The 22,648-nt window shown below is 71.2% G+C and carries 18 protein-coding genes and 1 other RNA gene; 11 read left to right on the forward strand and 8 right to left on the reverse strand.

The window, feature by feature from the left end; translation table 11 throughout:
- Positions 1-2: 2 nt before the first annotated feature.
- Positions 3-773, reverse strand: coding sequence for a YaaA family protein (locus ABYF38_RS08825; protein ID WP_371152015.1), 771 nt, complete (start codon positions 771-773; stop codon positions 3-5).
- Between the two features lie 39 nt (positions 774-812).
- Here ABYF38_RS08825 and rnpB point away from each other — a divergent pair.
- Positions 813-1,180, forward strand: an RNA gene (gene rnpB, locus ABYF38_RS08830) — RNase P RNA component class A.
- Between the two features lie 118 nt (positions 1,181-1,298).
- Here the strand turns inward: rnpB and ABYF38_RS08835 are convergent.
- From ABYF38_RS08835 to nadE, 5 genes are read right to left on the reverse strand one after another with little or no spacing between them, the layout of a single operon-like run.
- Entirely contained in the window at positions 1,299-2,324 is a 1,026-nt protein-coding gene (locus tag ABYF38_RS08835; RefSeq protein ID WP_371152016.1) for a CPBP family intramembrane glutamic endopeptidase, read from the reverse strand.
- A 9-nt stretch (positions 2,325-2,333) separates the two neighbouring features.
- Positions 2,334-3,083, reverse strand: a complete 750-nt coding sequence (gene ppgK, locus ABYF38_RS08840; protein ID WP_371152017.1) for a polyphosphate--glucose phosphotransferase — start codon at positions 3,081-3,083, stop codon at positions 2,334-2,336.
- Between the two features lie 34 nt (positions 3,084-3,117).
- Entirely contained in the window at positions 3,118-3,999 is an 882-nt protein-coding gene (map, locus tag ABYF38_RS08845) for a type I methionyl aminopeptidase (RefSeq protein WP_371152018.1), read from the reverse strand.
- 24 nt (positions 4,000-4,023) lie between these two features.
- Positions 4,024-4,863: a 3-methyl-2-oxobutanoate hydroxymethyltransferase gene (gene panB, locus ABYF38_RS08850; RefSeq protein WP_371152019.1), complete on the reverse strand. Its 840-nt coding sequence runs from the start codon at positions 4,861-4,863 to the stop codon at positions 4,024-4,026.
- A 28-nt stretch (positions 4,864-4,891) separates the two neighbouring features.
- On the reverse strand, positions 4,892-6,361 hold the full coding sequence (gene nadE, locus ABYF38_RS08855) for an NAD(+) synthase (protein ID WP_371152020.1): 1,470 nt from the start codon (positions 6,359-6,361) through the stop codon (positions 4,892-4,894).
- A 147-nt stretch (positions 6,362-6,508) separates the two neighbouring features.
- Here nadE and pheS point away from each other — a divergent pair, with 147 nt between their 5' ends.
- The 10 genes from pheS to argH all read left to right on the forward strand — a co-directional run bounded on the left by pheS (position 6,509) and on the right by argH (position 18,971).
- Complete coding sequence (gene pheS, locus ABYF38_RS08860; protein ID WP_371152021.1) at positions 6,509-7,708, forward strand: phenylalanine--tRNA ligase subunit alpha; 1,200 nt, start codon at positions 6,509-6,511, stop codon at positions 7,706-7,708.
- Positions 7,709-10,321 (forward strand): phenylalanine--tRNA ligase subunit beta, encoded by a 2,613-nt coding sequence (locus tag ABYF38_RS08865; protein WP_371152022.1) that lies wholly within the window; start codon positions 7,709-7,711, stop codon positions 10,319-10,321.
- Positions 10,322-10,517: 196 nt separating this feature from the next.
- Complete coding sequence (locus ABYF38_RS08870) at positions 10,518-11,033, forward strand: flavodoxin domain-containing protein (RefSeq protein WP_371152023.1); 516 nt, start codon at positions 10,518-10,520, stop codon at positions 11,031-11,033.
- A 180-nt stretch (positions 11,034-11,213) separates the two neighbouring features.
- Positions 11,214-12,263 carry an N-acetyl-gamma-glutamyl-phosphate reductase gene (gene argC / locus ABYF38_RS08875; RefSeq protein WP_371152024.1) on the forward strand — a complete coding sequence of 350 codons (1,050 nt, stop codon included), beginning with the start codon at positions 11,214-11,216 and terminating at the stop codon, positions 12,261-12,263.
- Positions 12,260-13,423 (forward strand): bifunctional glutamate N-acetyltransferase/amino-acid acetyltransferase ArgJ, encoded by a 1,164-nt coding sequence (argJ, locus tag ABYF38_RS08880; protein ID WP_371152025.1) that lies wholly within the window; start codon positions 12,260-12,262, stop codon positions 13,421-13,423. Before argC ends, argJ begins: the two co-directional genes overlap by 4 nt.
- Positions 13,420-14,325, forward strand: coding sequence for an acetylglutamate kinase (gene argB / locus ABYF38_RS08885; RefSeq protein WP_371152026.1), 906 nt, complete (start codon positions 13,420-13,422; stop codon positions 14,323-14,325). Before argJ ends, argB begins: the two co-directional genes overlap by 4 nt.
- Positions 14,325-15,668: an acetylornithine transaminase gene (locus ABYF38_RS08890; RefSeq protein ID WP_371152027.1), complete on the forward strand. Its 1,344-nt coding sequence runs from the start codon at positions 14,325-14,327 to the stop codon at positions 15,666-15,668. Before argB ends, ABYF38_RS08890 begins: the two co-directional genes overlap by 1 nt.
- Positions 15,665-16,237: an arginine repressor gene (locus ABYF38_RS08895; RefSeq protein WP_371152028.1), complete on the forward strand. Its 573-nt coding sequence runs from the start codon at positions 15,665-15,667 to the stop codon at positions 16,235-16,237. The genes ABYF38_RS08890 and ABYF38_RS08895 overlap by 4 nt, the downstream gene beginning before the upstream one ends.
- 98 nt (positions 16,238-16,335) lie before the next feature.
- Complete coding sequence (locus ABYF38_RS08900) at positions 16,336-17,574, forward strand: argininosuccinate synthase (protein ID WP_371152029.1); 1,239 nt, start codon at positions 16,336-16,338, stop codon at positions 17,572-17,574.
- Complete coding sequence (argH, locus tag ABYF38_RS08905; protein WP_371152030.1) at positions 17,574-18,971, forward strand: argininosuccinate lyase; 1,398 nt, start codon at positions 17,574-17,576, stop codon at positions 18,969-18,971. Before ABYF38_RS08900 ends, argH begins: the two co-directional genes overlap by 1 nt.
- Before the next feature lie 72 nt (positions 18,972-19,043).
- Here the strand turns inward: argH and ABYF38_RS08910 are convergent, their stop codons facing one another.
- Both ABYF38_RS08910 and ABYF38_RS08915 read right to left on the reverse strand, forming a co-directional pair.
- A complete protein-coding gene (locus ABYF38_RS08910; RefSeq protein WP_371152031.1) occupies positions 19,044-21,767 on the reverse strand; it encodes a DEAD/DEAH box helicase family protein in 2,724 nt (907 codons plus the stop codon).
- A gap of 166 nt (positions 21,768-21,933) precedes the next feature.
- Positions 21,934-22,593: a FadR/GntR family transcriptional regulator gene (locus ABYF38_RS08915; RefSeq protein WP_371152032.1), complete on the reverse strand. Its 660-nt coding sequence runs from the start codon at positions 22,591-22,593 to the stop codon at positions 21,934-21,936.
- Positions 22,594-22,648 lie beyond the last annotated feature (55 nt).

The following is a 22,648-nucleotide window of genomic DNA, read 5'->3' on the forward strand; positions in this document are numbered from 1 at the left end:
GCCTAGACCACCAGGGTGAGCGTGCCTGGGGTCAGGCGCACGTCCTTGACCTCCGGCAGGGTGGCGGCCACCTGGGCCACATCATCGGCCCCGAAGCCGGAGAGGTCGCGGCCTGCCGCCAGCTCCACCAGCGCGCCGGTGAGCACGCCCCGGTAATGCTTGGCGAAGTGGGAGACGGTCTTTTCCGCACCATCGCGTACCGTCACGGCCTTGAGGGCCAGGTACTCGCCGGAGCACGCCTTGGCGGGAGCCGCCGCCTGGTACTCCCCGGAGCGGCAGTCCAGCGTCAAGCGCCCAGTGCTCTTAGCCGCCAGTACCGCGCTGGCCGCCTCCCGCCACGCGGCGGCCAGCGGGCGGTCCAGGATGGAGGAGCCCATGGTGAGCCGGTAGGGCGCGATGACGTCGCTGGGCCGCACCCAGCCGTACAGCGCCGAGGCAATCAGCACCTCCAGGCCCGCCCGCTGCGTCCCGGGCTCGGTCAGCGCCTCGATCCCGGCCGCCGCGTACAGCACCCCGGTGTAGGCGCGCCCAGCCGGAAGCGCCGGCCGGGACCCCAACAACGCCAGCTCCGGCAGCTCGGCCGCCTGGCGCGCGGTAAGCCCCAGCCGCTTGGCGCCGTCCGGCGCGGAGCAGACCGACACGTAGGCGGCCGCCACCTCGGAGCGGAGCGCGGCAACGTCGGCCACCGAAGCAAAACTGAGCGCGGCCGGGCTGTAGGGGGCGCCGGCGGCGGGGGAGAACATGGTGCGCGAGGGCGGCAACAAGATCAGCACGCCGCCACTCTAGCGGCAGTGGCGTAAACTATCGGCGGGCAAGGTGGCCGGGCGGTCGCGGCGCGAAAGCGACGAGGAACGTCCGGGCTCCACAGGGAAGGGTGGTGGCTAACGGCCACCCGGGGTGACCCGCGGGAAAGTGCAACAGAAAGCAGACCGCTCGCCTAGGCGAGTAAGGGTGAAACGGTGAGGTAAGAGCTCACCAGCGGCACAGGTGACTGCGTCGGCTAGGTAAACCCCACCCGGAGCAAGACCAAACAGTAGGTGATTGAGGGCGTCCCGCCCGAGCCTACGGGTAGGTTGCTTGACCCCAGTGGCAACGCTGGGGCTAGATGGATGGCCGCCGCCGCGCAGGGCTCGCAAGGGCAGCGCGGTAACAGAACCCGGCGTACAGGCCGCCTTGCCCACCCTCACTCGCGCGCGGTGCAAGCGCGCCGCCCCGATGGCGGGGAGGGGGCCGACGTCGCCCACCGGCCGCAGCGACTCAACCCGGCCCAATCTCGTGGCGGCCGGGACGGCGGAGCCCTATCGTGTCGGCGGCGCCAAGCTGGGGCGGGCGGCGGCGCGCGGGCGCCAGAGCGGGGCGACCACCTGGCCACGCCGGTGGACCACCACGGCCAGCACCGCGCTGGCGGCCAGCAGGAGGGCGACCGTCACGGCGGAGGCCTCCAGCCCGAACGCCCCGCCCGTGAGCCAGTCAGGGCCGTGCGCCTGCGCCCGCCACAGCGATGGACCCAGTGGGGTACCGGAGACGGGCACGCCCAGGACCGGGCCCTGCACCACGTTCCAGGCGGCGTGGAAGCCGATCACCAGCCACAGCGAGCGCGTGGCCGCATACAGCAGCCCCAGCAGGATTCCGGCCTCTAGGGCGATGGCTAGGTTGGACCACCAGGTGGCGTGCGGGTTGGCGCCGTGGATCAGGCCAAAGGCGAGCGCAGAGAGCGCCACCGCCGCCCACGTGCCCAGCAGTTCCTCCAGGCTGCGCAGCAGCACGCCACGGAAGAGAACCTCCTCGGCGATGCCCGCGCCGGCCCCGACTGTGATGGCATAGCCAAGCAGACCCGGGGTGTTTAAGGACTCTCGGGCCAGTTGTAAGGAGAAACCTCCCAGGGCGGCGATCGCGGCGGCGCAGGCCAGCACCGCCACACCACCCCAGGCCAGCCCGGAGGCCAGCGGCAGGCCGGTGCCCCACCGCAACTCTGGCAGGCGGTCGCGCTTGTCCAGCAGCCTGGCGAACAGGACGTAGAACGCTAGAGCGACGGCGGACATGACCAGGGTCTGCAGTAGCGCAGCGGTCCAGAAGGCGCCCCAGGCGGAGGCCGGTTCGGCGGGCCACCAGCCCGAAAGTCGCAGCACCAGCAGCGTCGAAGTGGCGGCTAGCAGCGTGGCGGTGGGGACTATCAGCAGTCGCAGCACCGCGCCGAGCACCGTCAGCCAGGGCCGTCCCCGCCAGCGCAGCGAGCAATCGGCGGGCAGGCCAAAGACGGGCTCGGGTGCTGCTGGGAGCAGGGCAAAGGAGCGCGAGCTCAAGCCTGCGCGCGAGGAAGACATCCGGTGGGCCTAGAGCACTTCGCCTTTGGCAGCCAGAGCTGCCGCGCCAACGATTCCGGCGGTGTTGCGCAGCTGCGCCGGAATAATCGGGGTGCGCAGGTCCAGCAGCGGCAAGAACTTGTCGTGCTTCTTGGAGACACCGCCGCCGACCACGAAGAGGTCAGGGGAGAAGAGCATCTCCACGTGGGAGTAGTAGCGCTGTAGACGCTTGGCGTACTCCGGGAACTTCAGCTTTTCCTCCTCGCGGATGCGGGCCGCAGCGCGGGATTCAGCGTTGACGCCGTCGATCTCCAGGTGGCCCAGCTCGCTGCCGGGGATCAGCTGGCCGTTGTAGATCAGCGCAGAGCCGATGCCGGTGCCCAGCGTGGTGACGATGACCAGGCCGTCGTGGCCCTTGGCCGCGCCGTAGATCGCCTCGGCGTAGCCGGCGGCGTCGGCGTCGTTCAGGGCGATCACCTTGCGGCCGAGCTCCTGCTCGAACACGTCATCGACGTTCTTGCCCACCCAGGACTGGTCCAGGTTCGCCATGAACACCACGGTGTTGTGCTTGATGGGAGCCGGGAAGGTGATACCCACCGGGGTGTCGGCAGGCAGGTCGAAGGACTCCACCACCTCGCGAGTCACGCGTGCGACCGCCTCCGGTGTGGAGGGCTGCGGCGTTTCGATGCGCACCCGCTCCTGCGTCAGCTCGCCGGTCTCCAGGTCCACGGGGGCGCCCTTGATGCCGGAGCCGCCAATGTCTATGCCAAGAGCAATCATTTTCGTTAGACCTTTCGCAGTGCTTGGGAAGATTCTAAGCGGCTTCGGTGGAGGGAAGGGTGAGAATACGAGCGCCGTCGGCCGTCACCGCGATCGTGTGCTCGAACTGCGCCGTGCGTTGCTTGTCCGCCGTGGTGATGGTCCAGCCGTCCTCCCACTGGTCCCAGTCCACCCCACCCAGGGTCAGCATTGGTTCGATGGTGAAGACCATGCCCTCCTGCATGACCTCGTTGTGGAGCGGAGCGGCGTCGTAGTGGGGAACGATCAGGCCGGAGTGGAATGCCTCTCCCACGCCGTGCCCGGTGAAGTCCCGCACCACGCCGTAACCGAAGCGCTTGGCGTAGGACTCGATCACCCGGCCGATCACGTTGATCTCGCGGCCGGGCCGCACCGCCTTGATTCCCCTCATCAGTGCCTCGCGGGTGCGCTCGATCAGCAGGTGGGAGTCCTCATCCACCTGCCCGATCTCGAACATCGTGCACGTGTCGCCGTGCACGCCGTCGATGTAGGCCGTGATGTCCACGTTGAGGATGTCGCCCTCGACCAGCACCGTGTCGTCCGGGATGCCGTGGCAGATCACCTCGTTCAGGGAGGTGCACACGGACTTCGGGAAGCCCATGTAGTTCAGGCAGGATGGGTAGGCGCCGGCCGCGATGACGAACTCGTGGGCGGCCGCGTCGATCTCATCGGTGCGGGTGCCGGGCACGCACAGCGGGCGGATGTGCTCCAGGGCGTCGGCGGCGATGCGACCGGCGGCGGCGATCCTCTCCACCGTCTCCGCGTCCTTCACGTCGGAGGAGTTGACCACCTCCGGGCCGTCGTGGAACAGGTACTCCGGCCGGTCGATCCCGGCAGGCACCTGCCGCTCGGGAGAGATGCGGCCGGGAACCAGGGGAGCAAAGGTGGAGCGATTCATGCCCGCCATCTTAAGACCCCGCTCTCAGTTGGTGAACGTGTGCTCCGGGCCCGGGAACTGGGAGGCCCGCACCGCCTCCACGTACTCCTGGGTGGCGGTGTGCAGCGCGGAGCCCAGGTGGGCGAACTGGCGGGCGAAGGACGGGGACCACTGCGTCATGCCGGCCATGTCCGTCCACACCAGCACCTGCCCGTCCACGTCCACGCCGGCCCCGATACCGATGACCGGGATCGGCACCACCTCGGTGACGCGGGCCGCCACGTGGGCCGGCACCATCTCGATCACCACGGCGCTCGCGCCGGCCTCGTAGAGGGCGTAGGCGTCGTCCACCAGCGCGTCGGCGGCGCTCTCCGTGCGGCCCTGGATGCGCTTGCCGCCAAAGGCGTTCTCCAGCTGCGGGGTGAAACCCAGGTGCCCGACCACGGGGATGCCGCTGGCGGCCAGCAGCCGCACCTGCGGGGTGACGCGCTGGCCGCCCTCAAACTTCACGGCCCCCGCGCCGGCCTTCATCAGGCGCACGGCGGAGGCGTGGGCCTGCTCCGGGCTGGCCTCGTAGGTGCCAAAGGGCAGGTCTGCCACCACCAGGGCCCGGCGTGCCGCCCGCGCCACCGCGCGCGTCGCCACCACCATCTCGTCCAGCTCCACCGGCAGGGTGGTGTCGTGGCCGTGGACGACGTTGCCCAGGGAGTCGCCCACCAGCAGTACGTCCACGCCGGCCCGGTCAAAGATCGAGGCCGTGACGAAGTCGTAGGCGGTGAGCATGGTGATCTTCTCGCCGGTCTCCTTGGCGGCGAGCAGGTGCGGGATCCGCACCCGCTGGCGCGTCTTGATCGACTTCAGGGGGGCGCTGTCCTCTAAACGCATAACAACCTTCCTTAAGCGTCAGTGCGGGTCAGATCTGCTCTAGCCAGCGGCTGGTGATGGGGACCTCGCGGCCCACCTGGAATCCTCGCTCATGCAGGCGCGGCGCGGGGGCGTATTGGCGGCGCTTCCACTCCGAGCGCTGGATCAGCCTCAACACCTGGTCAACCTCCGCCGGGTCGTGCTTTTGCGCCAGCTCCTCACGGGTGAGCTGGTTTTCCAGCGCGTCGGCCACCAGCGGGTCCAGGCGGGAGTACGGCGGCAGGGAGTCAGAGTCCTGCTGGTCCGGGGCCAGCTCGGCGCTGGGCGGCTTGGTGATTGAGGACTCCGGGATGGGCGGGGTCTCCCCGGCGGCCTCGGCCTGCTCGTTGCGCCAGCGGGACATCTCCCACACCAGCGTCTTGGGCGCATCGCCCAGCGGCGCATACCCGCCGCAGGTGTCTCCGTACATCGTGGAGTAGCCCACCGCGACCTCGGTGCGGTTACCGGTGGCCAGCACCAGGCCACCCTCCTCGTTAGAGATACCCATCAGGATCGCCCCGCGCACCCGCGCCTGGATGTTCTGCGCGGAGATACCGGTCAGGGGCAGCGCGGCGGCGTAGGCCCCCACCATCAGCCCGATAGGCACCACCCGGTAGTCCAGGCGGTTGACGTCCGCCGTCAGCTTGGCGTCCTCCCTGGAGTGGCGCGAGGAGTACTCCGAGGGCATGGAGACGCCCACCACGTTGCGCCCGCCCAGCACGTCGGCCGCCATCACCGCCACCAGGGCGGAGTCGATGCCGCCGCTCAGCCCCAGGATGGCGCGCTTGATGCCGTTCTTGGAGGTGTAGGCGTCCAGGCCGGCGCAGATCGTCAGGTAACCGATCTCCGCCTGGCTGGCGCCCGCCAGGTCGGGGCCCACGCACTCGCCCTCGCACACCAGCCAGGGCGCGAAGAAGGGGGCGCGGGCCCGCACCTCACCGGAGGGCGATACCAGCAGCGAACCGCCAGCGAAGACGACGTCGTCCGTTGCACCCGCCAGGTTCGCAAAGGCCACCGTGGCACCCAGCCGGCCCGCCGCCTGCGTCACCACCGCGCGGTGGCGCGAGGGCGAATCCAGCGTGGCCTGCTCGCGACCGCACACCACGTAGAAGGCGGCGCCCTCACGCGGCTCGCACCGCTCCAGGGCGGCCAGGCCGTCCAGCAGCACCACCTCACCAGGCGCGTACCAGCCGTGCGGCAGGATCCAGCGCGGCTCGGTGCCGTCGTGGAGCACCACCATCACCTGGGCGGCGTCCACCAGCTCCTGGACCTGCGCAATCGCCTCATCCCAGGCGTGGCGGAAGGCCGAACGCGCCGCCAGGTCACCCAGCGGCTCGCCGCTGAGCGCACCCACCGGGGTGACCACGACGTTCGCGCCGACCTGCGCGGCCCGCTCCACCTTTGCCTTCAGGGCAGAAAAGTTCGCGGCAAAGTCGCCCACCACCGGGTCCACTTGCGCCAGTGCAATACGAAGACTCATGCCACAAGCCTATTGCGCAAATGAGGGCGTTGCCGACCACGCGCGCCCAAAACCGGTGCTATTCGCGCCCGGCGGCGTCCCGGGCGGCTGCAACGCCCGCACCGGCCCGGGCGGTAGGGTTAGGGGCGGACTTTTAGGAGGAAGCGCATGACACAGGAAGTTCTCTCGCCGCTCGACGAAGCCGGCGTGGCAGCGGCCGTGGAAGCCGCCCTGGCGCAGGTCGGGGCTGCAGCGACCCTGGCCGAGCTGAAGACGGCCCGCCTGGCCGCCCTGGGCGACAACGCCCCGCTCACGTTGGCAAACCGCGAGATCCGCAACCTGGAGCCCGCCCAGCGTGGCGCGGCAGGCAAGCTGCTGGGCATGGCCCGCTCCCGCGTCACGAAGGCCGTGGAGGAGCGCACCGCGGAGCTGGAGGTGACGGAGAAGGAGGCCGCCATCGCCGCCGAGCGCCTGGACGTCACCGTCCCCACGCGGCGCACCGCCGCCGGCGCCCGCCACCCGCTGTCCGTGCTGATCGACGAGATCTCTGACCTGTTCGTCTCGATGGGCTGGCGCATCGCGGAGGGGCCGGAGATCGAGCACGAGTGGTTCAACTTCGATGCCCTCAACTTTGGCCCCGATCACCCGGCCCGCCAGATGCAGGACACCTTCTACCTGGACCCGGCCGGCGCGCAGGCGAGCGCGCAGGACTCCGCCCCCGGGCAGGGGGACGCCGCCGGGCAGGGGAGCGACGCCCCCGGGGAGGTGGACTCCGCCCCCGGGGAGGTGGACTCCGCCCCCGGGGACGCGCGGACGGGTGCGGCAAGCGGCGCCGAGGGCCTGGTTTTGCGCACTCACACCTCCCCGGTGCAGGCGCGCGTGCTGCTGGACGCGCAGCCGCCGCTGTTCATCGCCTGCCCGGGCAAGGTGTTTCGCACGGACGCGCTGGACGCCACCCACACCCCGGTCTTCCATCAAGTGGAGGGACTGGCCGTGGCTGAGGGGCTGACCATGGCCCACCTGAAGGGCACCCTGGAGCACTTCGCCCGCTCCATGTTCGGCCCGGACTCCAAGATCCGCCTGCGCCCCTCCTTCTTCCCGTTCACCGAGCCCAGCGCGGAGATGGACTTCTGGTTCCCGCAGAAGAAGGGCGGCCCTGGCTGGATCGAGTGGGGCGGCTGCGGCATGGTCAACCCGAACGTGTTGGCCTCCTGCGGCATCGACCCGAACAAGTACACCGGCTTCGCATTCGGCATGGGCCTGGAGCGCACGCTCATGCTGCGCCACGGCATCGCTGATATGCACGACATCGTTGAGGGAGACCAGCGCTTCTCCCAGCAGTTCGGACCCACTGGAAGGGGCAAGTAAATGCCGCTGATTCCCCTGTCTTGGCTTGGCCAGCACGTTGACCTCTCCGCCGCCCCGGACGCGCAGGCGCTCGCGGCCGCCCTGGTGAAGGTGGGCATCGAGGAGGAGGCGATCGTTCCTCCCGCAGTGACGGGGCCGCTGGTGGTGGGCCGCGTGCTCACGCTCGTGAAGGAGACCCACAAGAACGGCAAGACCGTCAACTACTGCCGCGTGGACGTGGGCGAGCACAACGACGCCCCGGGCACCGGCAAGGAGCCCAGCGAGGTGCCCAGCCGCGGGATCGTGTGTGGTGCGCACAACTTCGTGGAGGGCGACTTCGTGGTGGTCTCCCTGCCCGGCACCGTTTTGCCCGGCCCGTTCCCGATCGCGGCGCGCAAGACCTACGGCCACACCTCCGACGGCATGATCTGCTCCGGTCGCGAGCTGGGATTGAGCGACGAGCACGACGGCATCATCGTGCTCACCGATATGTTCCCGGGTCGCGAGTTCACCCCCGGCCAGGACGCCATTTCCCTGCTGGGCCTGGGCGAGGAGGTGCTGGAGGTCAACGTCACGCCCGACCGCGGCTACTGCTTCTCGATGCGCGGCCTGGCCCGCGAGTACGCCCACTCCACCGGCGCGGCCTTCACCGACCCCGGCCTGGCACCGGTGCGCGCGCAGCGCGTGCTGGTGGGCGGGGACGACGTTGCCGCCGGCGCCGCTGCGGCCGGTGCCGAGGCGGTGGACGGCCTGTTCGGCGTGCAGCTGGCGGATGAGGCGCCGATCCACGGCAAGCCGGGCTGCGACGTGTTCACCACCCGGATCGTGCGCGGGATCGACCCGAGCGCGCCCACCCCGGCGTGGATGGCCGACCGCCTGCGCCTGGCGGGCATGCGCCCGATCTCCCTGGCCGTGGACGTGACGAACTACGTCATGCTGGACCTGGGCCAGCCGCTGCACGCCTACGACCTGGGCAAGCTGGCCGCCCCGCTGGTGGTGCGCCGCGCCGAGGCGGGGGAGAGGTTCACGACGCTAGACGGGGTGGAGCGCACGCTGGACGCGCAGGACCTGCTGATCACCGACAGCCCGGACGGCGCGCTGGGCAGCCGCATTCAGGGCCTGGCCGGTGTCATGGGCGGGGCGGCCTCCGAGGTGAGCGCCACCACCACGGACGTGCTGGTGGAGGCCGCGCACTTCGACCCGGTGAGCGTGGCGCGCACGGCGCGCCGCCACAAGTTGCCCTCAGAGGCGGCCAAGCGTTTCGAGCGTGGCGTGGACCCGCTGCTGCCGGCGGTGGCCAGCCAGGCCGTGGTTGACCTGCTGGTGGAGTACGGCGGCGGCACCGCGGAGGGCGCCTACCTGCAGGTGGGCGAGCCGAGCCTGCCGAGCGCGGTCGACTTCCCGCTGGCCGAGGTGGAGCGCCTGACGGGCCTGCAGCTGGGCGAGGAGCGGATCGTGGAGCTGCTGGAGGAGATCGGTGCCACCGTGACCGGTCAGGGCGGGGTGCGTAGCGTGACCCCGCCGTCCTGGCGCAGCGACCTGAGCGGCCCGGCGCACTTCGTGGAGGAGGTGGCCCGCCTGGAGGGCTACGACGCGATCGCCTCCGTGGTGCCCGCCGCCCCGGCGGGGGCCGGGTTGAGCGTGGAGCAGCGCATCCGCCGCGAGATCGGTTTGCTGCTGGCGGGTGCCGGCCTGACCGAGGTGATGACGGACCCGTTTGTGGCGGGGGACGACGCTGCGCTGGGACTGGGTGAGGGCGACGAGCGTCGCCTGCGCCTGCGCCTGGCCAACCCGTTGGCGGACGACGCTCCGTTCCTGCGCTCTAGCCTGCTGGAGACGCTGCTGGGCGCGGTGCGCCGCAACGTGGCGCGCGGAATGCAGGACCTGGCCCTGTTCGAGCTGGGCCTGGTGCCGGTGGCGGCCACCGCGAAGGGCAACGCGCCCGTGGCCGGTGGGGCGCGGCCGGACGAGCAGACCCTGGCGGGCCTGCTGGCGGCCACCCCGCGTCAGCCGCTGAAGCTGGCGGCGGTGTTCACCGGTCTGGCCGTGCAGGCCGGCCCGTTGAGCGCGGCGCGCGCCTACGACTGGGCGGACGCGGTGCAGACTGCCCGCGAGGTGGCCCGCGTGGCCGGCGCCCAGCTGGAGGTGCGCGGCGTGGAGATGGCTCCCTGGCACCCCGGGCGCTGCGCCGAGCTGTCCGTGGACGGCGCCGTGGTGGGGCACGCCGGTGAGCTGCACCCGCGCGTGGTGGAGGGCTTTGGGCTGCCCGAGCGTGCCTGCGCCCTGGAGCTGGACCTGAGCCTGCTGCTGGACAAGCGCCCGCGCGAGGTGGTCAAGACCGTGCCGGTCTCCACCTTCCCGGTGGCCAAGGAGGACTTCGCCTTCGTGGTGCCGGCAGACATGCCGGTGGCGCGCGTACTGGAGTGCGTGCGCGCCGCGGCCGGCGAGCTGGCCGAGGACGTGCGGCTGTTCGACGTCTACACCGGCGCTTCCGTGGGTGATGGCAACAAGTCGGTGGCGGTGGCGGTGCGCCTGCGCGCGGACAACAAGACGCTCACTAACGAGGAACTGGCCGAGGCCCGCGCGGGCATTATCGCTGCGGCAGAGCAGCGGCTAGGTGCCCGCCTGCGCTAGGGCAGGTGCGAGCCTTGCCCTTCCTTCTTGGGAGCGGGGCTGGTGTGCAGAGGGTGGCCGGGGTGCGTGAGCGCCCCGGCCACCGCCGTGTCTGCGGGGCCGCGCCCGCCCCGGCAGGAGACGGACTTGGTCACACAGATCCGGCGGCGGGACCCTTAGCCGCCTTTCGGCAGCGGGCCTATTGCATACTTGAACCATGCGGATTCTGATTGCAGTTGCGTCCAAGCACGGTTCCACCAGCGGCGTTGGGGATGAGATCGCCCGAGTGCTGGGGGAGTGCGGTCACGAGATCGTCCGCACGCAGCCGGAGCTGGTGGACAGCCTGAACGGTTTTGACGCCATCGTGCTGGGCTCTGCGGTCTACATGACCCACTGGATGGACACGGCCCGCGACTTCGTCAAGCGTTTCTCCGCAGACCTGCGCCGCCTGCCGGTCTTCACGTTCTCCGTGGGCATGAGCGGCATGGTCAACGGGCAGGCGGCCGACCCCTCCCGCGTCGGGCCCGTGCTGCTTTCCCTGGAGCCCATCGACAACATCACCTTCTCCGGCCGGATCGACTCCAGCCTCCTGTCCCTGCGCGAGCGCTCCATTGCTCGCCTGGGTGGCGCCATCGAGGGCGACTACCGCGACTGGGAGCTGGTGCGCCAGTGGGCGCACAAGATCGACGCGGAACTGCGCGAGCACCTGATCGAGCCCGGCCAGCAGAGCTAGCCCGGCCCGCCGGGCCCCGGTCGGGGCCAAGGGTCTCTACCCGCGCAGGGCCCGTGCCGGTTGCGCCCGGGGTTCCCTGCGGCGGGGCGTTCCGCCAGTGCGGGGCGGGTGAGCAGACTCACGCGAAGCCGCGCGCCAATATTACTGAATGGCTATGCGTATATCAGTATGCTTATTTGCATGCTTGAGGTCGCCGTTGTAGGGGCCACCGGGTACGCCGGTGGCGAGGTGTTGCGTCTGCTCACGGCCCACCCCGGGGTGCGGGTGCGAACCGTGACCGCCGGCGCCTCCGCCGGCAGCACTCTGGGTGAGCACCACCCGCACCTGCACTCGCTGGCCCACCTGGTGGTGTCCCCCTCCACCGTGGAGAACCTGCTGGGGCACGACGTCGTCTTCTTCGCCCTGCCCCACGGCGCCTCCGGCGAGCTCACCGCCCAGCTCGAGGCCGCCGGCTTTGACGGCGTGGCCATCGACTGCGGCGCAGACCACCGCCTGACCAGCGCCGCCGCGTGGGAGCAGTGGTACGGCGGGACGTACCCGGGCGCCTGGACCTACGGGATGCCGGAGCTGCTGCACGCCGGAGAGGCCACCGCCAAGGAGCAGCGCGCCGCCCTGCGCGCCACCAAGCGCGTGGCGGTGCCCGGCTGCAACGTCACCGCGATCACCCTGGCCTTCCAGCCGCTGCTGGACCTGATCGACCCCGCCGCCCTCACCGCAGTGCTGGCCGTGGGCTACTCCGGCGCCGGCAAGGCGCTCAAACCCCACCTCACGGCCGCAGAAGCCCTGGGCCAGCTGGCCCCCTACGCGGTGGGCGGCGCGCACCGGCACGTGCCGGAGATCGAGCAGAACCTGGCGGTGGCCGGGGCCAAGCGCCCCCGCATCAGCTTCACGCCCGTGCTGGCTCCGGTCAGTCGCGGCATCCTGGCCACCTGCACGGCCCCCACCACTGCCTCCGCCGAACAACTGCACGCTGCGGCCAGCGCCGCCTACGCCAGCGAGGAGCTCATCACCGTGCTGCCCCCGGGCCAGTGGCCCTCCACGGCGCCGGTGGTGGGCACGGGCCGCGCCGTGATCGGCGTGGGCCTGGACGAGCGCGCCGGGCGCGCGGTGGCGATCTGCGCCATCGACAACCTGGGCAAGGGCACGGCCAGCGCGGCCATCCAGTGCATGAACCTGACCACCGGCCAGAGCGAGAGCACTGGCGTCCCCCTGATTGGAGTAGCCCCGTGAGCGTGACATTCCCCGCCGGCTTCCAGGCCGCCGGCGTCACCGCCGGCCTGCGTGCCTCCGGCAAGCCCGACCTGGCCCTGGTGGTAAACACCGGTCCGCTGGCCGCCGCCGCCGCAGTGACCACCGCCAACCGGGTGCACGCCGCCGCAGTTGACCTCACCCGCGCCAACGTGGCCGACGGCGCCGCCCGCGCGGTGGTCATCAACTCCGGCAACGCCAACGCCTGCACCGGCCCGCAGGGCGCCAGGGACGCCGCCGACTTCGCCGCCACCACGGCCCGCGCCCTGGGCCTGCCCGCCGGCGAGGTGCTGGTGGGCCAGACCGGCGTGATCGGCCACCTGGTGGACATGCCCAAGCTGCTCGCGGGCGTCGAGGTGGCGGTAGCCCAGCTCTCGGAGCAGGGCGGTCCGGCCGCCGCCCAGGCGATCCTGACCACGGACACCGTGGACAAGCAGGTGGAGCTGACCGCGCCCGCCGGCTGGAGGGTGGGGGGCATGGCCAAGGGGGCCGGCATGCTGGCCCCGGCCCTGGCCACCATGCTGTGCGTCATCACCACGGACGCGGCCTGCGAGCCGGCGGACCTGGACGCGGCGCTGAAGAGCGCCGTAGCGCGCACGTTCAACCGCCTGGACTCCGACGGCTGCATGTCCACTAACGACACCGTCTTCGCCCTGGCCTCCGGCGCCTGCGGGCTTACCGCCTCCCGCGAGGAGCTCACCGAGGTCCTCACCGAGGCCTGCCGGCGCCTGGCGCTGGGCCTGCTGGCCGACGCGGAGGGCGCCAACCACGACGTGGCCGTGACCGTGCGCGGCGCCAGCAGCGTGGCGGCGGCCGAGGCGGTGGGCCGCGCGGTGACCCGCTCGAACCTGGTCAAGACCGCCATCTTCGGCAACGACCCGAACTGGGGCCGCATTGTGGCGCAGGTGGGCACCGTGCCGGCGCAGGTGGCCCCCTTCGACCCGGCCGACCTCGAGGTGATCATCAACGGCAAGACCGTTTGCGAGGGCGGGCTGCCCGCCTGCGACCCCAGCGAGGTGGACATGTCCCCGCGCCAATGCGAAATCGTCATCGACCTGCACGCCGGGAAGGAGGAGGCGACCGTGTGGACCAACGACCTAACCCACGCCTACGTCCACATCAACAGCGCCTACACGACATGAACAACCTGGACAATCTCTCCCTAACCCCCGCCCAGAAGGCGAGCGTCCTGCTGGAGGCCATGCCCTGGCTGGAGCGCTTCACCGGCGCGGTGGTGGTGATCAAGTTCGGCGGCAACGCCATGGTGGACGAGGACCTGGAGCGGGCCTTCGCCCGCGACGTGGTCTTCCTGCGCCAAATGGGCCTGCGCCCGGTGGTGGTGCACGGCGGCGGTCCGCAGATCAACGCGATGCTGCAGCGGCTGGGCCTGGAGGCTGAGTTCCGGGGCGGCCTGCGCGTGACCACGCCCGAGGTGATGGACGTGGTGCGCATGGTGCTGACCGGCCAGGTGCAGCGCCGCCTGGTCTCTTTGCTCAACGAGCACCTGCCGGTGGCGGTGGGCATCAGCGGCGAGGACGGCGGCCTGCTGCGGGCCCGCCAGCGGATGGCAGAGGTGGACGGCGAGAGCGTGGACGTCGGCCTGGTGGGCGACGTGGTGGAGGTCAACCCGGCCGCCGTGCTGGAGCTGCTGGAGGCGGGCCGCATCCCGGTGATCTCCTCGATCGCCCCGCTGTCCACGGACCCGACCACGGTGCTGAACGTGAACGCTGACACCGCCGCCGCCTCCCTGGCGGTGGCGCTGAAGGCACGCAAGCTGCTGATGCTCACCGACGTGGAGGGCCTGTACTCGGCGTGGCCGGACAAGTCCTCGCTGGTCTCCACGATCAACGACGTGGCCCTGGAGGCGCTGCTGCCGACCTTGGAGTCCGGCATGGTGCCCAAGATGGAGGCCTGCCTGCGGGCGGTTCGCGGCGGGGTGCCGCAGGCGCACGTGGTGGACGGCCGCGTGCCCCACTGCCTGCTGCTGGAGATCTTCACCGACACCGGCATCGGCACCCTCGTTACCCCGAAGTTGGTGCGCTAGTGGGCAAGGATTTGCTGGACGACGCTCCGCCCGCCGCCCCCTGCCAGCCCGCCGCTGCGCCCGGGGCGCGGGACGTGGCGCGGCGCCACGCGGACGCACTGCTCAACACCTTCGGGCAGGTCAAGGCCGCCCTGGTGGGCGGCGAGGGCAGCTACCTGTTCGACGCCGCAGGCAAGCGCTACCTGGACCTGCTGGGCGGCATCGCGGTTTCCTGCCTGGGCCACGGCCACCCGGCCCTGGTGGAGGCGATCAGCGCGCAGGCGGCCAGCATGATCCACACCTCCAACTTCTTTGCCACCCCCGCGCAGGTGGAGCTGGCGGAGGAGCTGCTGCGGCTGAGCCTGCCGCCCGAGCTGTGCGCCACCAGCCGGGTCTTCCTGTCCAACTCCGGCACGGAGGCCAACGAGGCGGCCCTGAAGCTGGCGCTGCGCCACGGCGGCCAGGCCCGCCCGCGCCTGGTGGCGCTGCAGGGCGCCTTCCACGGCCGCTCCACCGGCGCGCTCAGCCTCACCCACAAGGAGGCCTACCGCGCCCCGTTCGCGCCCTTCGCCCGCGAGGTAACCTTTGTTGCCCCGGACGACGCGGAGGAGCTGGCGCGGGAGCTGGGGCGCAGGGACGTGGCGGCCGTCTTCGCCGAGCCCATCCAGGGCGAACGCGGGGTGGTGGCCCTGAGCCACGACTACCTGCGCGCGGCCCGCCGCCTGTGCAGCGAGCACGGCGCCCTGCTGGTAGTGGACGAGGTGCAGACCGGCTCCTACCGCACCGGCGCCTTCCTGGCCCACCACGCCGCCGGCATCACCCCGGACGTGATCACCCTAGCCAAGTCGCTGGGCGGGGGAGTGCCGATCGGCGCCACCATCGCGGTGGGGGAGCCGGTCTGTTCCCTGCTGGGCCCGGGCAGCCACGGCTCCACCTTCGGCGGCAACCCCCTGGCCGCAGCCGCGGCCCTGGCCGTGCTCGGCACCGTGCAACGCGAGGGGCTGGCGGCGCGCATCGGCGAGCTCTCGCGGCGCTGGAGCCGGGACCTGGCCGCCCTGAGCGGGGTGGCGCAGGTGCGCGCCTACGGCCTGCTGATCGCGGTCGAACTGGAGCAGGGCGCGGACGGCCCAAGCTCGGCGGACGTGGCGGCAGCGCTCATGGAGGCCGGCTTCATCGTCAACGCCGTCACACCCACGGCCCTGCGCCTGGCACCCCCCTACACCCTGAGCGACGCGGAGGCCGATTCCTTCACCCGCGCGCTCGGCCACATACTGACCACCCAAGCGAAGAACTCCGCGCTCCCCGCCGCAGGCAACGAGGTGGGGGCGGCGGGAGGAACGTCGTCCACCGAGGAGAAAAGATGAACACCACGGCACGATCGCGAACCGGCCGCCACGCCGCCATCACCCGCCTGATTGAGACGGCGGATATCTCCTCGCAGGAACAGCTGCGGGAGCTGCTGGCCGCCCAGGGCATCAACGCCACGCAGGCCACGCTCTCGCGTGACCTGGTGGACCTGGGCGCCATGAAGGTGCGCACAGCGGACGGCACCTCCGCCTACCGCCTGCCCTCGGAGGGCGTCACCGGGCAGCCCGGTCGGGCGCTGCCCGCCATCGGAGAGAGCGCCGACGCGCGGCTGGCCCGCTGGTGCTCCGACCTCCTGGCGGAGGCGCAGGTGGCGCTCAACCAGGTGGTGCTGCACACCCCGGCCGGCGCCGCCCAGCTGCTGGCCTCCGCCCTGGACCGTGGCGTCATCCCCGAGGTGCTGGGCTGCGTGGCGGGAGACGACACCGTGCTCGTCATCTGCACGGGCGAGCAGGAAGCCAAGGACCTGTGCGAGTATCTGCTGCGCCTGGCCGGACGCGCCGAATCCAACCTCTCCACCCAGGTACTGGGCTCTGCGGCAGCGCAGGGCGGGGCGGGTGAGGCCTAGTCGGCCGGCGCTCACCTCGCAACACCCCAACTCGTCGCGGTGACATCCACACCGCCCTCCCCGCGCGCAGCGCAAAACAAAGCAAGGAAGAACAGCAAATGAGTCAGAACAAGAACCGCGTGGTGCTGGCCTACTCCGGCGGCCTGGACACCTCCGTCGCCATCGGGTGGATCGGCGAGCAGACAGGAGCAGAGGTCATCGCCGTGGCCGTGGACGTGGGCCAGGGAGGCGAGGACCTAGAGGTGATCCGCCAGCGCGCGCTGGACTGCGGCGCGGTGGAGGCCTACGTGGCGGACGCTCGCGACGAGTTCGCTGAGGAATACTGCATGCCGGCGTTGGCCGCTAACGCGCTCTACCAGAAGCGTTACCCGCTGGTATCAGCCCTGTCCCGCCCCGTCATCTCTAAGCACTTGGTGCGCGCAGCCCGCCAGTTCGGGGCCACCACGGTTGCCCACGGTTGCACCGGTAAGGGAAACGACCAGGTACGGTTCGAGGTCTCCATCACCTCCATGGCCCCGGACCTGAAGTGCATCGCGCCGGTGCGTGACCTGGCGCTGACCCGCGACGTGGCGATCGACTACGCGGAGAAGCACTCCCTGCCGATCGAGACCACCAAGTCCAACCCGTTCTCCATCGACCAGAACGTGTGGGGCCGCGCCATCGAGACCGGCTTCCTGGAGGACATCTGGAACGCGCCCACCAAGGACGTCTACTCCTACACGGACGACCCGTCCTACCCGCCGCTGCCGGACGAGGTGGTGATCGGTTTCGAGCGGGGCGTGCCCGTCTCCATCGACAGCCGTCCCGTCACGCCGCTGCAGGCGATCGAGGAGCTCAACCGCCGCGCCGGCGCGCAGGGCGTGGGCCGCCTGGACCTGGTGGAGGACCGCCTGGTGGGCATCAAGTCCCGCGAGATCTACGAGGCGCCGGGCGCGATCGCGCTGATCACCGCCCACGAGGAGCTGGAGAACTGCACGATCGAGCGCGAGCAGGCCCGCTTCAAGAAGATCGTGGACGCCCGCTGGGCAGAGCTGGTCTACGACGGGCAGTGGTTCAGCCCGCTGAAGCACTCCCTGGACCAGTTCATCGCCGACACGCAGCGCTACGTAACCGGCGAGATCCGCATGACGCTGCACGGCGGGCGCGCCGTGGTCACGGGCCGCCGCTCCGCCCAGTCGCTGTACGACTTCAACCTGGCCACCTACGAGACCGGCGACACCTTTGACCAGTCCTCCTCGCGTGGCTTCATCGAGATCTACGGCATGACCACCAAGCTGGCGGCCTTCCGCGCCGAGCGCGAGGGCGACGGCATCGACTTCGGGGTGGGCAACCTCTGATGGCGCTGTGGGGAGGGCGGTTTGCCGGCGGGCCCAGTGACGCGCTGGCCGCGCTGAGCGTTTCCACGCACTTTGATTGGCGCCTGGCGGTTTACGACCTGCGGGGCTCGATTGCGCACGCCGGCGTGCTGGCGAGCGTTGGGCTGCTGGACGCGCGTGAGCACGCCGCGATGGTGGACGCGCTGCGTCAGATGATCGTGGACGTTGAGGCGGGCACCTTGGTGGCCGCACCAGAAGACGAGGACGTGCACTCTGCGCTAGAGCGCGTCTTGATCGAGCGGGTGGGCCCCGAGCTGGGCGGCAAGCTGCGGGCCGGCCGGTCCCGCAACGACCAGATCGCCACCCTGATCCGCATGTACTTGCGGGAGCGCGCCCGCTTCATTGCGGCGGGGGTGGCCGACGTTGCCGCCGCCCTCCTTGAGCAGGCGCGTGCCGCCGGGGAGGCCGTGATGCCAGGCCGCACCCACTTGCAGCACGCGCAGCCGGTACTGGTGGCCCACCAGCTGGCCGCCCACGCCTGGCCGCTACTGCGCGACGTGGCACGGCTGGCCGACTTCGACAAGCGGGCCGCGATCTCGCCGTACGGCAGCGGCGCCCTGGCTGGCAACACGCTGGGGCTTGACCCGCAGGCGGTGGCCGCCGAGCTCGGCTTTGCCGACAGCGTGCCTAACTCGATTGACGGCACTGCCTCGCGCGACGTGGTGGCCGAGTTCTCCTTCATCGCCGCGATGATCGCGGTGAACCTCTCGCGGCTCAGCGAGGAGATCATCGTGTGGAACACGCGCGAGTTCGGTTACGTTCAGCTGGACGACGCCTTCTCCACCGGGTCTTCGATCATGCCGCAGAAGAAGAACCCGGACGTGGCGGAGCTGGCGCGCGGCAAGGCCGGACGCCTGATCGGTGACCTGGCCGGCCTGCTGGCCACCCTGAAGGGGCTGCCGCTGGCCTACAACCGCGACCTGCAGGAGGACAAGGAGCCGGTCTTCGATGCCATAGACAACCTGGAGCTGCTGCTGCCGGCGGTGAGCGGGATGGTGGCCACCATGCGCCTCAACTATGAGCGGATGGCGCAGCTGGCCCCGCAGGGCTTCTCCCTGGCCACGGACATCGCCGAGTGGCTGGTCAAGCGCGGGGTGCCCTTCCGCGTGGCCCACGAGGTCTCCGGTGCGTGCGTGCGCCTGTGCGAGGAGCAGGGCAAGGAGCTGATCGATCTCACCGACGCCGAGCTGGCCCAGATAGGCGGTGGGCTCACCCCGCAGGTGCGCGAGGTTCTCACTGTGGCCGGTTCCGTCTCCGCCCGCGCCGGGCGCGGCGGCACCGCACCGGTCCGGGTGGCCGAGCAGCTGGCGGAGCTGGCCGGAGCGCTGCAGCGGGCCCGGGACTTCGCGGACAGCTAGGGCTTTGCGAGGCCGAGCGGGCCGCGAGGGGCAACCCTCGCGGCCCGCATTGCTGTCCGGCGCGGGAGCCGCCTAGAGCCGGTCGGCGGTGAGCACCCGCTTGGTGCGGGTGAGGCTGGCGGCCAGGTTGACGGCGGCCGCCCTGCGCGCCCGGGTGAGCAGGACGCGACCCTGCTCGTTTCGCGTGTAGTGGGCGCGCATCCTCAACCCGCGCCGGGCCAGCTCGGTGAGGAAGAGATCCACGTTCTCGCGCCGCGCGGCCAGCACCGAGGGAACGTTTTGCACCAGCACCGGGCCGAGCAGCAGGGTGGAGTGGGCCGGAACCAGCAGGTAGCGGGCGGTGCGCACGGGCGCGAACAGCTCCGCCACGGCCCCGGCAAAGACCTCCTGCTCGCGCAGGGATGCGCCGCTGAGGTGGACCGTCAGCTCGTAGTCGGCGCCGACCGGGCTGACGCGCACCCTGGCCGCATCCGAGGTCACCGCGCCGGCGTGGCGCAGGGCCTGCAGTAGCGCGTCCGCCTGAGCCAGCGTGCGGCGCCGGGGGTCCAGGAAACGCCTGCGCACCACCAGGCGCACCGACCACACCACGGCCAGCACCAGGAGCACGGCCAGGGCAGCGACGAGCACAACGGAATGCACGACCCCGGCCCGCACGGAGTGGGAGAGCTGATAGGCCATGCCGAGCGCCACTGCCTCCACGGCCGCGAAAAGGAGGTCCAGGGCGGATACCACCCGGGTGGGCCGAACCGCAGCCTCCACCTCTAGGGAGAGATCCAGTCCGGTGGGGGAGTTGACGTCGTGGCGATCGATCGCCCCGCGCCAGAGCTCGCGCGTGACTGCCCGGTGCGCCGCGCGGGCCAGGTTGTCCGCGTTCAAGGCGGTGGCCCGGTGCTTGTGCCACAGCTCCGGGCTGCCGGCGCAGCGCAGCACGCCGCTCTCTACGCGCGGCTGCGTGGCGTGCGGGCCCACGAAGGTGTCGAAGCGGCGCGCCAGCTTACGCACGTCGTGCGACTGGGCGAACTCGACGCGCTGGCCTCCCGAGCTGAGCAGATCGTCGGCGTCCGCAGTGGCCAGGTGCCAGATGTTTGCCACCTTGCCCGGCGCGCTGGGGTCGATGCGGATAGCGCGGCCGCGCATCTGGTTGGTCATCATCGTGGCCTTGACGGTGCTGGCCAGCACCAGGGTGTTGAGCTGGGGGCAGTCCCAGCCCTCGCCCAGCAGGGCGGCGGTGCCCACCAGCACCGTCACCAGCCCGCGCGCGAAGGCCTCGGTGAGCACCCGCACTGCGGCCTTCGAGCCGCCGGCGAAGGTGGCCGTGGCGTAGTTCGGGCAGGCGGGCAGCGGGGTGAGGGTGAGACCGACGGACTCGGGCCCGGCCAGCTCGCGCAGGGCCGGGCCGAGCCCGGTGGGCACCACCACGCAGCTGCCGCTCAGCAGGGCAAGGCTCTGTGCAGGCGCCGGCGGGACGTCGGGCAACCCGGACGGGAGCAATCCGGCCGCAGTCAGGCAACGGCGGATGGCCTCGAAGGCGGGCACCACGCCCAGGCGCACCAGCGGCTCCGTGCCGCCCACCAGGGGCAGGGAGTCGGAGCGGATGTGGTCGGCCAGCACCAGCAGCCGCAGGTCTGCGCCCAGGTGCCGGGCCTCCGCCAGCGCGATCTGGGCGATCGAATCCAGCTTGCCCACGGAGTTCAGCAGCAGCCGGTTTGCCGCCAGATCGGAGCGGTTTATCACGCCCTTGGCATCCAGCAGGTGGTGGGCGGCGAGCAGGGCGCGCACGGCCCCCACGAACTCCTCCCCAAAGAGACGCGGGTGGGTGAGCACGAACTGCAGGCCGTCCTCCGCGCTCGCCTCCAGCCCGCCCACGTCCAGCAGGTGGGTGAGCACGGGCGGGGGAGTGATCCCGTAGCGCCGGCAGAGGTGGAGCCACCCCACCGCACCCACCTCGTCGTCCAGGCACTCGTCCACGTGCTCCGCGGGGGCAACGAACAGCGGGGAGCGCTCCAGCAGGGCCAGCGGCGCCGGCCCCTCCGGCCGTGGTCGGGCTAAATCGGCCAGGACCGCGGCGGTGCGCCCGCGCAGGGCGGAGAGCTGAGCCACCTCGGCTGCCGTGGGCTCGTTTACCAGCACGTAGTCCTGATGCGGCGCCAGGTCGCCGCTGTGGATCAGCTCCGGCACGGATATCTCCGCGTCGATGGGCCCGCACAAGTCCTCGTAGCGCTGCCACTCGGCCGGGGTGGAGTCGTAGGGCGGGGTGGCGGTCAGGGCGATGACCGCCAGGCCGGGGTTGAGGGCACGCAGCTGCGCCAGGAACGCCACCAGGGCGCGGTGCCAGGCGGTACGCAGGTGGTGGGCCTCGTCCAGCACCACCGTGGTAACGCCCGCCAGGAGCGCCGCCAGGTCCGCGTCTTGGAACGATTCCCCGGTCTCACCATCCAGGCCGCGACTGTAGGCCGCAAACAGGCTCTGGTAGGTGGTCGAGGTCAGGAACGCAGGGGAGCGCAGGCTCACCGAGGCGGCGGGCAGCGGCGCGTCGTGCCCGGGGGCGCCAACGGGGGAACGGAAGTTATCCCGCAGGCGCTGCACCCACTGGTCCCTGATCGCAAGGGAGGGGGAGAGCACTAGCGTGGGCGCGCCCAGCCGCCCGGCCAGCTCCAGGCCCAGGATGGTCTTGCCGGAACCGGGGGCGGCCACCACGTGCAGCTTGTGGTCGGCCAAGAGGGCCTGGGCGCGGTCAAGGATGCGGTGCTGGTAGGAGCGAAAGACGCCCGTGAACTCCCACGCGGCCTGTCCCATCGATGCTGCTCCTAACCTGTGCGCCTGGCCCCACCCTACGCGCCCGCTTTGCTGCCGGGACGCGATGGACGACGCTCCACCCGCGCCGCTTTCGCGTTCTGGTCGCTGCGCGCGGCGGCCTGGGGATGGGGGCGGCGGGCGGGACGTCGGACAAACCGGGCCGGAGCTACTGCTGCTCCAGGATCTCCAGCAGCGGCTGGTAGTGGTTGTCCACGGCCTCGAGGTACTCGTCCACGTCCCCCACCAGCGCGGCGCTGAGCATGCGCCCGTGGGCGTTGGCGGTGCGGCGCAGGCCGTCCTCGATGCCCGGGCCCAGGCTGGGCACGATGGACATGTGCACCAGCCAGAACGCGGAGTAGGTCTGCTCGATCAGGGGGCTGTTGAGCGGGGCGAGCAGGCGGCGGTGGAAGGCGATGTCATCCTCCATGAAGCGCTGGCCGGCCCGGGAGAGGTCGCCCATGTGCCGCACCAGGTCCGCCAGGAGCGGGTCGGGGCGGTCGTGGTGGGCGCGCACCACCTCGGGGGCCAGGCCGCGATCCAGGGCGCGGCGGGCGCGCACCACCTCCTGCAGGAAGTCGTGGCTGTCCGTGGAAGACAGCGCGGCGCGCAGCACCTGCGTCTCCACCATCGGGCCCAGCGACATGTTGCCGACGAATGAGCCGGAGCCCTGCTTGACGCTCACTATGTCCAGCGCCTCCAGCTTGCGCAGGGCCTCGCGGACGGAGGAACGCGAGACGCCGAGCATGGCGCCCAACGCGGCCTCGGTGGGCAGGGGATCGCCCGACTTGAGCTGCTCGCGCAGGATGTAGGCCTTGATGGCATCCATCGTCGCTTGTGATCTGTTGAGCGTTTCAACGGGCTTTGAGTCTCGAATCGCCAGT

The sequence above is a fragment of the Buchananella sp. 14KM1171 genome (genome assembly GCF_041380365.1).
Lineage (GTDB): Bacteria > Actinomycetota > Actinomycetes > Actinomycetales > Actinomycetaceae > Buchananella > Buchananella felis.

Excerpts from the sequence above, each read along its gene's own strand:
- ABYF38_RS08865 (WP_371152022.1), top strand. The coding sequence starts at position 7,709 with ATGCCGCTGATTCCCCTGTCTTGGCTTGGCCAGCACGTTGACCTCTCC.
- nadE (WP_371152020.1), bottom strand. The coding sequence starts at position 6,361 with ATGAGTCTTCGTATTGCACTGGCGCAAGTGGACCCGGTGGTGGGCGAC.
- ABYF38_RS08895 (WP_371152028.1), top strand. The coding sequence starts at position 15,665 with ATGAACACCACGGCACGATCGCGAACCGGCCGCCACGCCGCCATCACC.
- argB (WP_371152026.1), top strand. The coding sequence starts at position 13,420 with ATGAACAACCTGGACAATCTCTCCCTAACCCCCGCCCAGAAGGCGAGC.
- ABYF38_RS08915 (WP_371152032.1), bottom strand. The coding sequence starts at position 22,593 with ATGGATGCCATCAAGGCCTACATCCTGCGCGAGCAGCTCAAGTCGGGC.
- ABYF38_RS08870 (WP_371152023.1), top strand. The coding sequence starts at position 10,518 with ATGCGGATTCTGATTGCAGTTGCGTCCAAGCACGGTTCCACCAGCGGC.
- ABYF38_RS08900 (WP_371152029.1), top strand. The coding sequence starts at position 16,336 with ATGAGTCAGAACAAGAACCGCGTGGTGCTGGCCTACTCCGGCGGCCTG.
- ppgK (WP_371152017.1), bottom strand. The coding sequence starts at position 3,083 with ATGATTGCTCTTGGCATAGACATTGGCGGCTCCGGCATCAAGGGCGCC.
- ABYF38_RS08910 (WP_371152031.1), bottom strand. The coding sequence starts at position 21,767 with ATGGGACAGGCCGCGTGGGAGTTCACGGGCGTCTTTCGCTCCTACCAG.
- argC (WP_371152024.1), top strand. The coding sequence starts at position 11,214 with ATGCTTGAGGTCGCCGTTGTAGGGGCCACCGGGTACGCCGGTGGCGAG.
- pheS (WP_371152021.1), top strand. The coding sequence starts at position 6,509 with ATGACACAGGAAGTTCTCTCGCCGCTCGACGAAGCCGGCGTGGCAGCG.
- ABYF38_RS08835 (WP_371152016.1), bottom strand. The coding sequence starts at position 2,324 with ATGTCTTCCTCGCGCGCAGGCTTGAGCTCGCGCTCCTTTGCCCTGCTC.
- panB (WP_371152019.1), bottom strand. The coding sequence starts at position 4,863 with ATGCGTTTAGAGGACAGCGCCCCCCTGAAGTCGATCAAGACGCGCCAG.
- map (WP_371152018.1), bottom strand. The coding sequence starts at position 3,999 with ATGAATCGCTCCACCTTTGCTCCCCTGGTTCCCGGCCGCATCTCTCCC.
- argH (WP_371152030.1), top strand. The coding sequence starts at position 17,574 with ATGGCGCTGTGGGGAGGGCGGTTTGCCGGCGGGCCCAGTGACGCGCTG.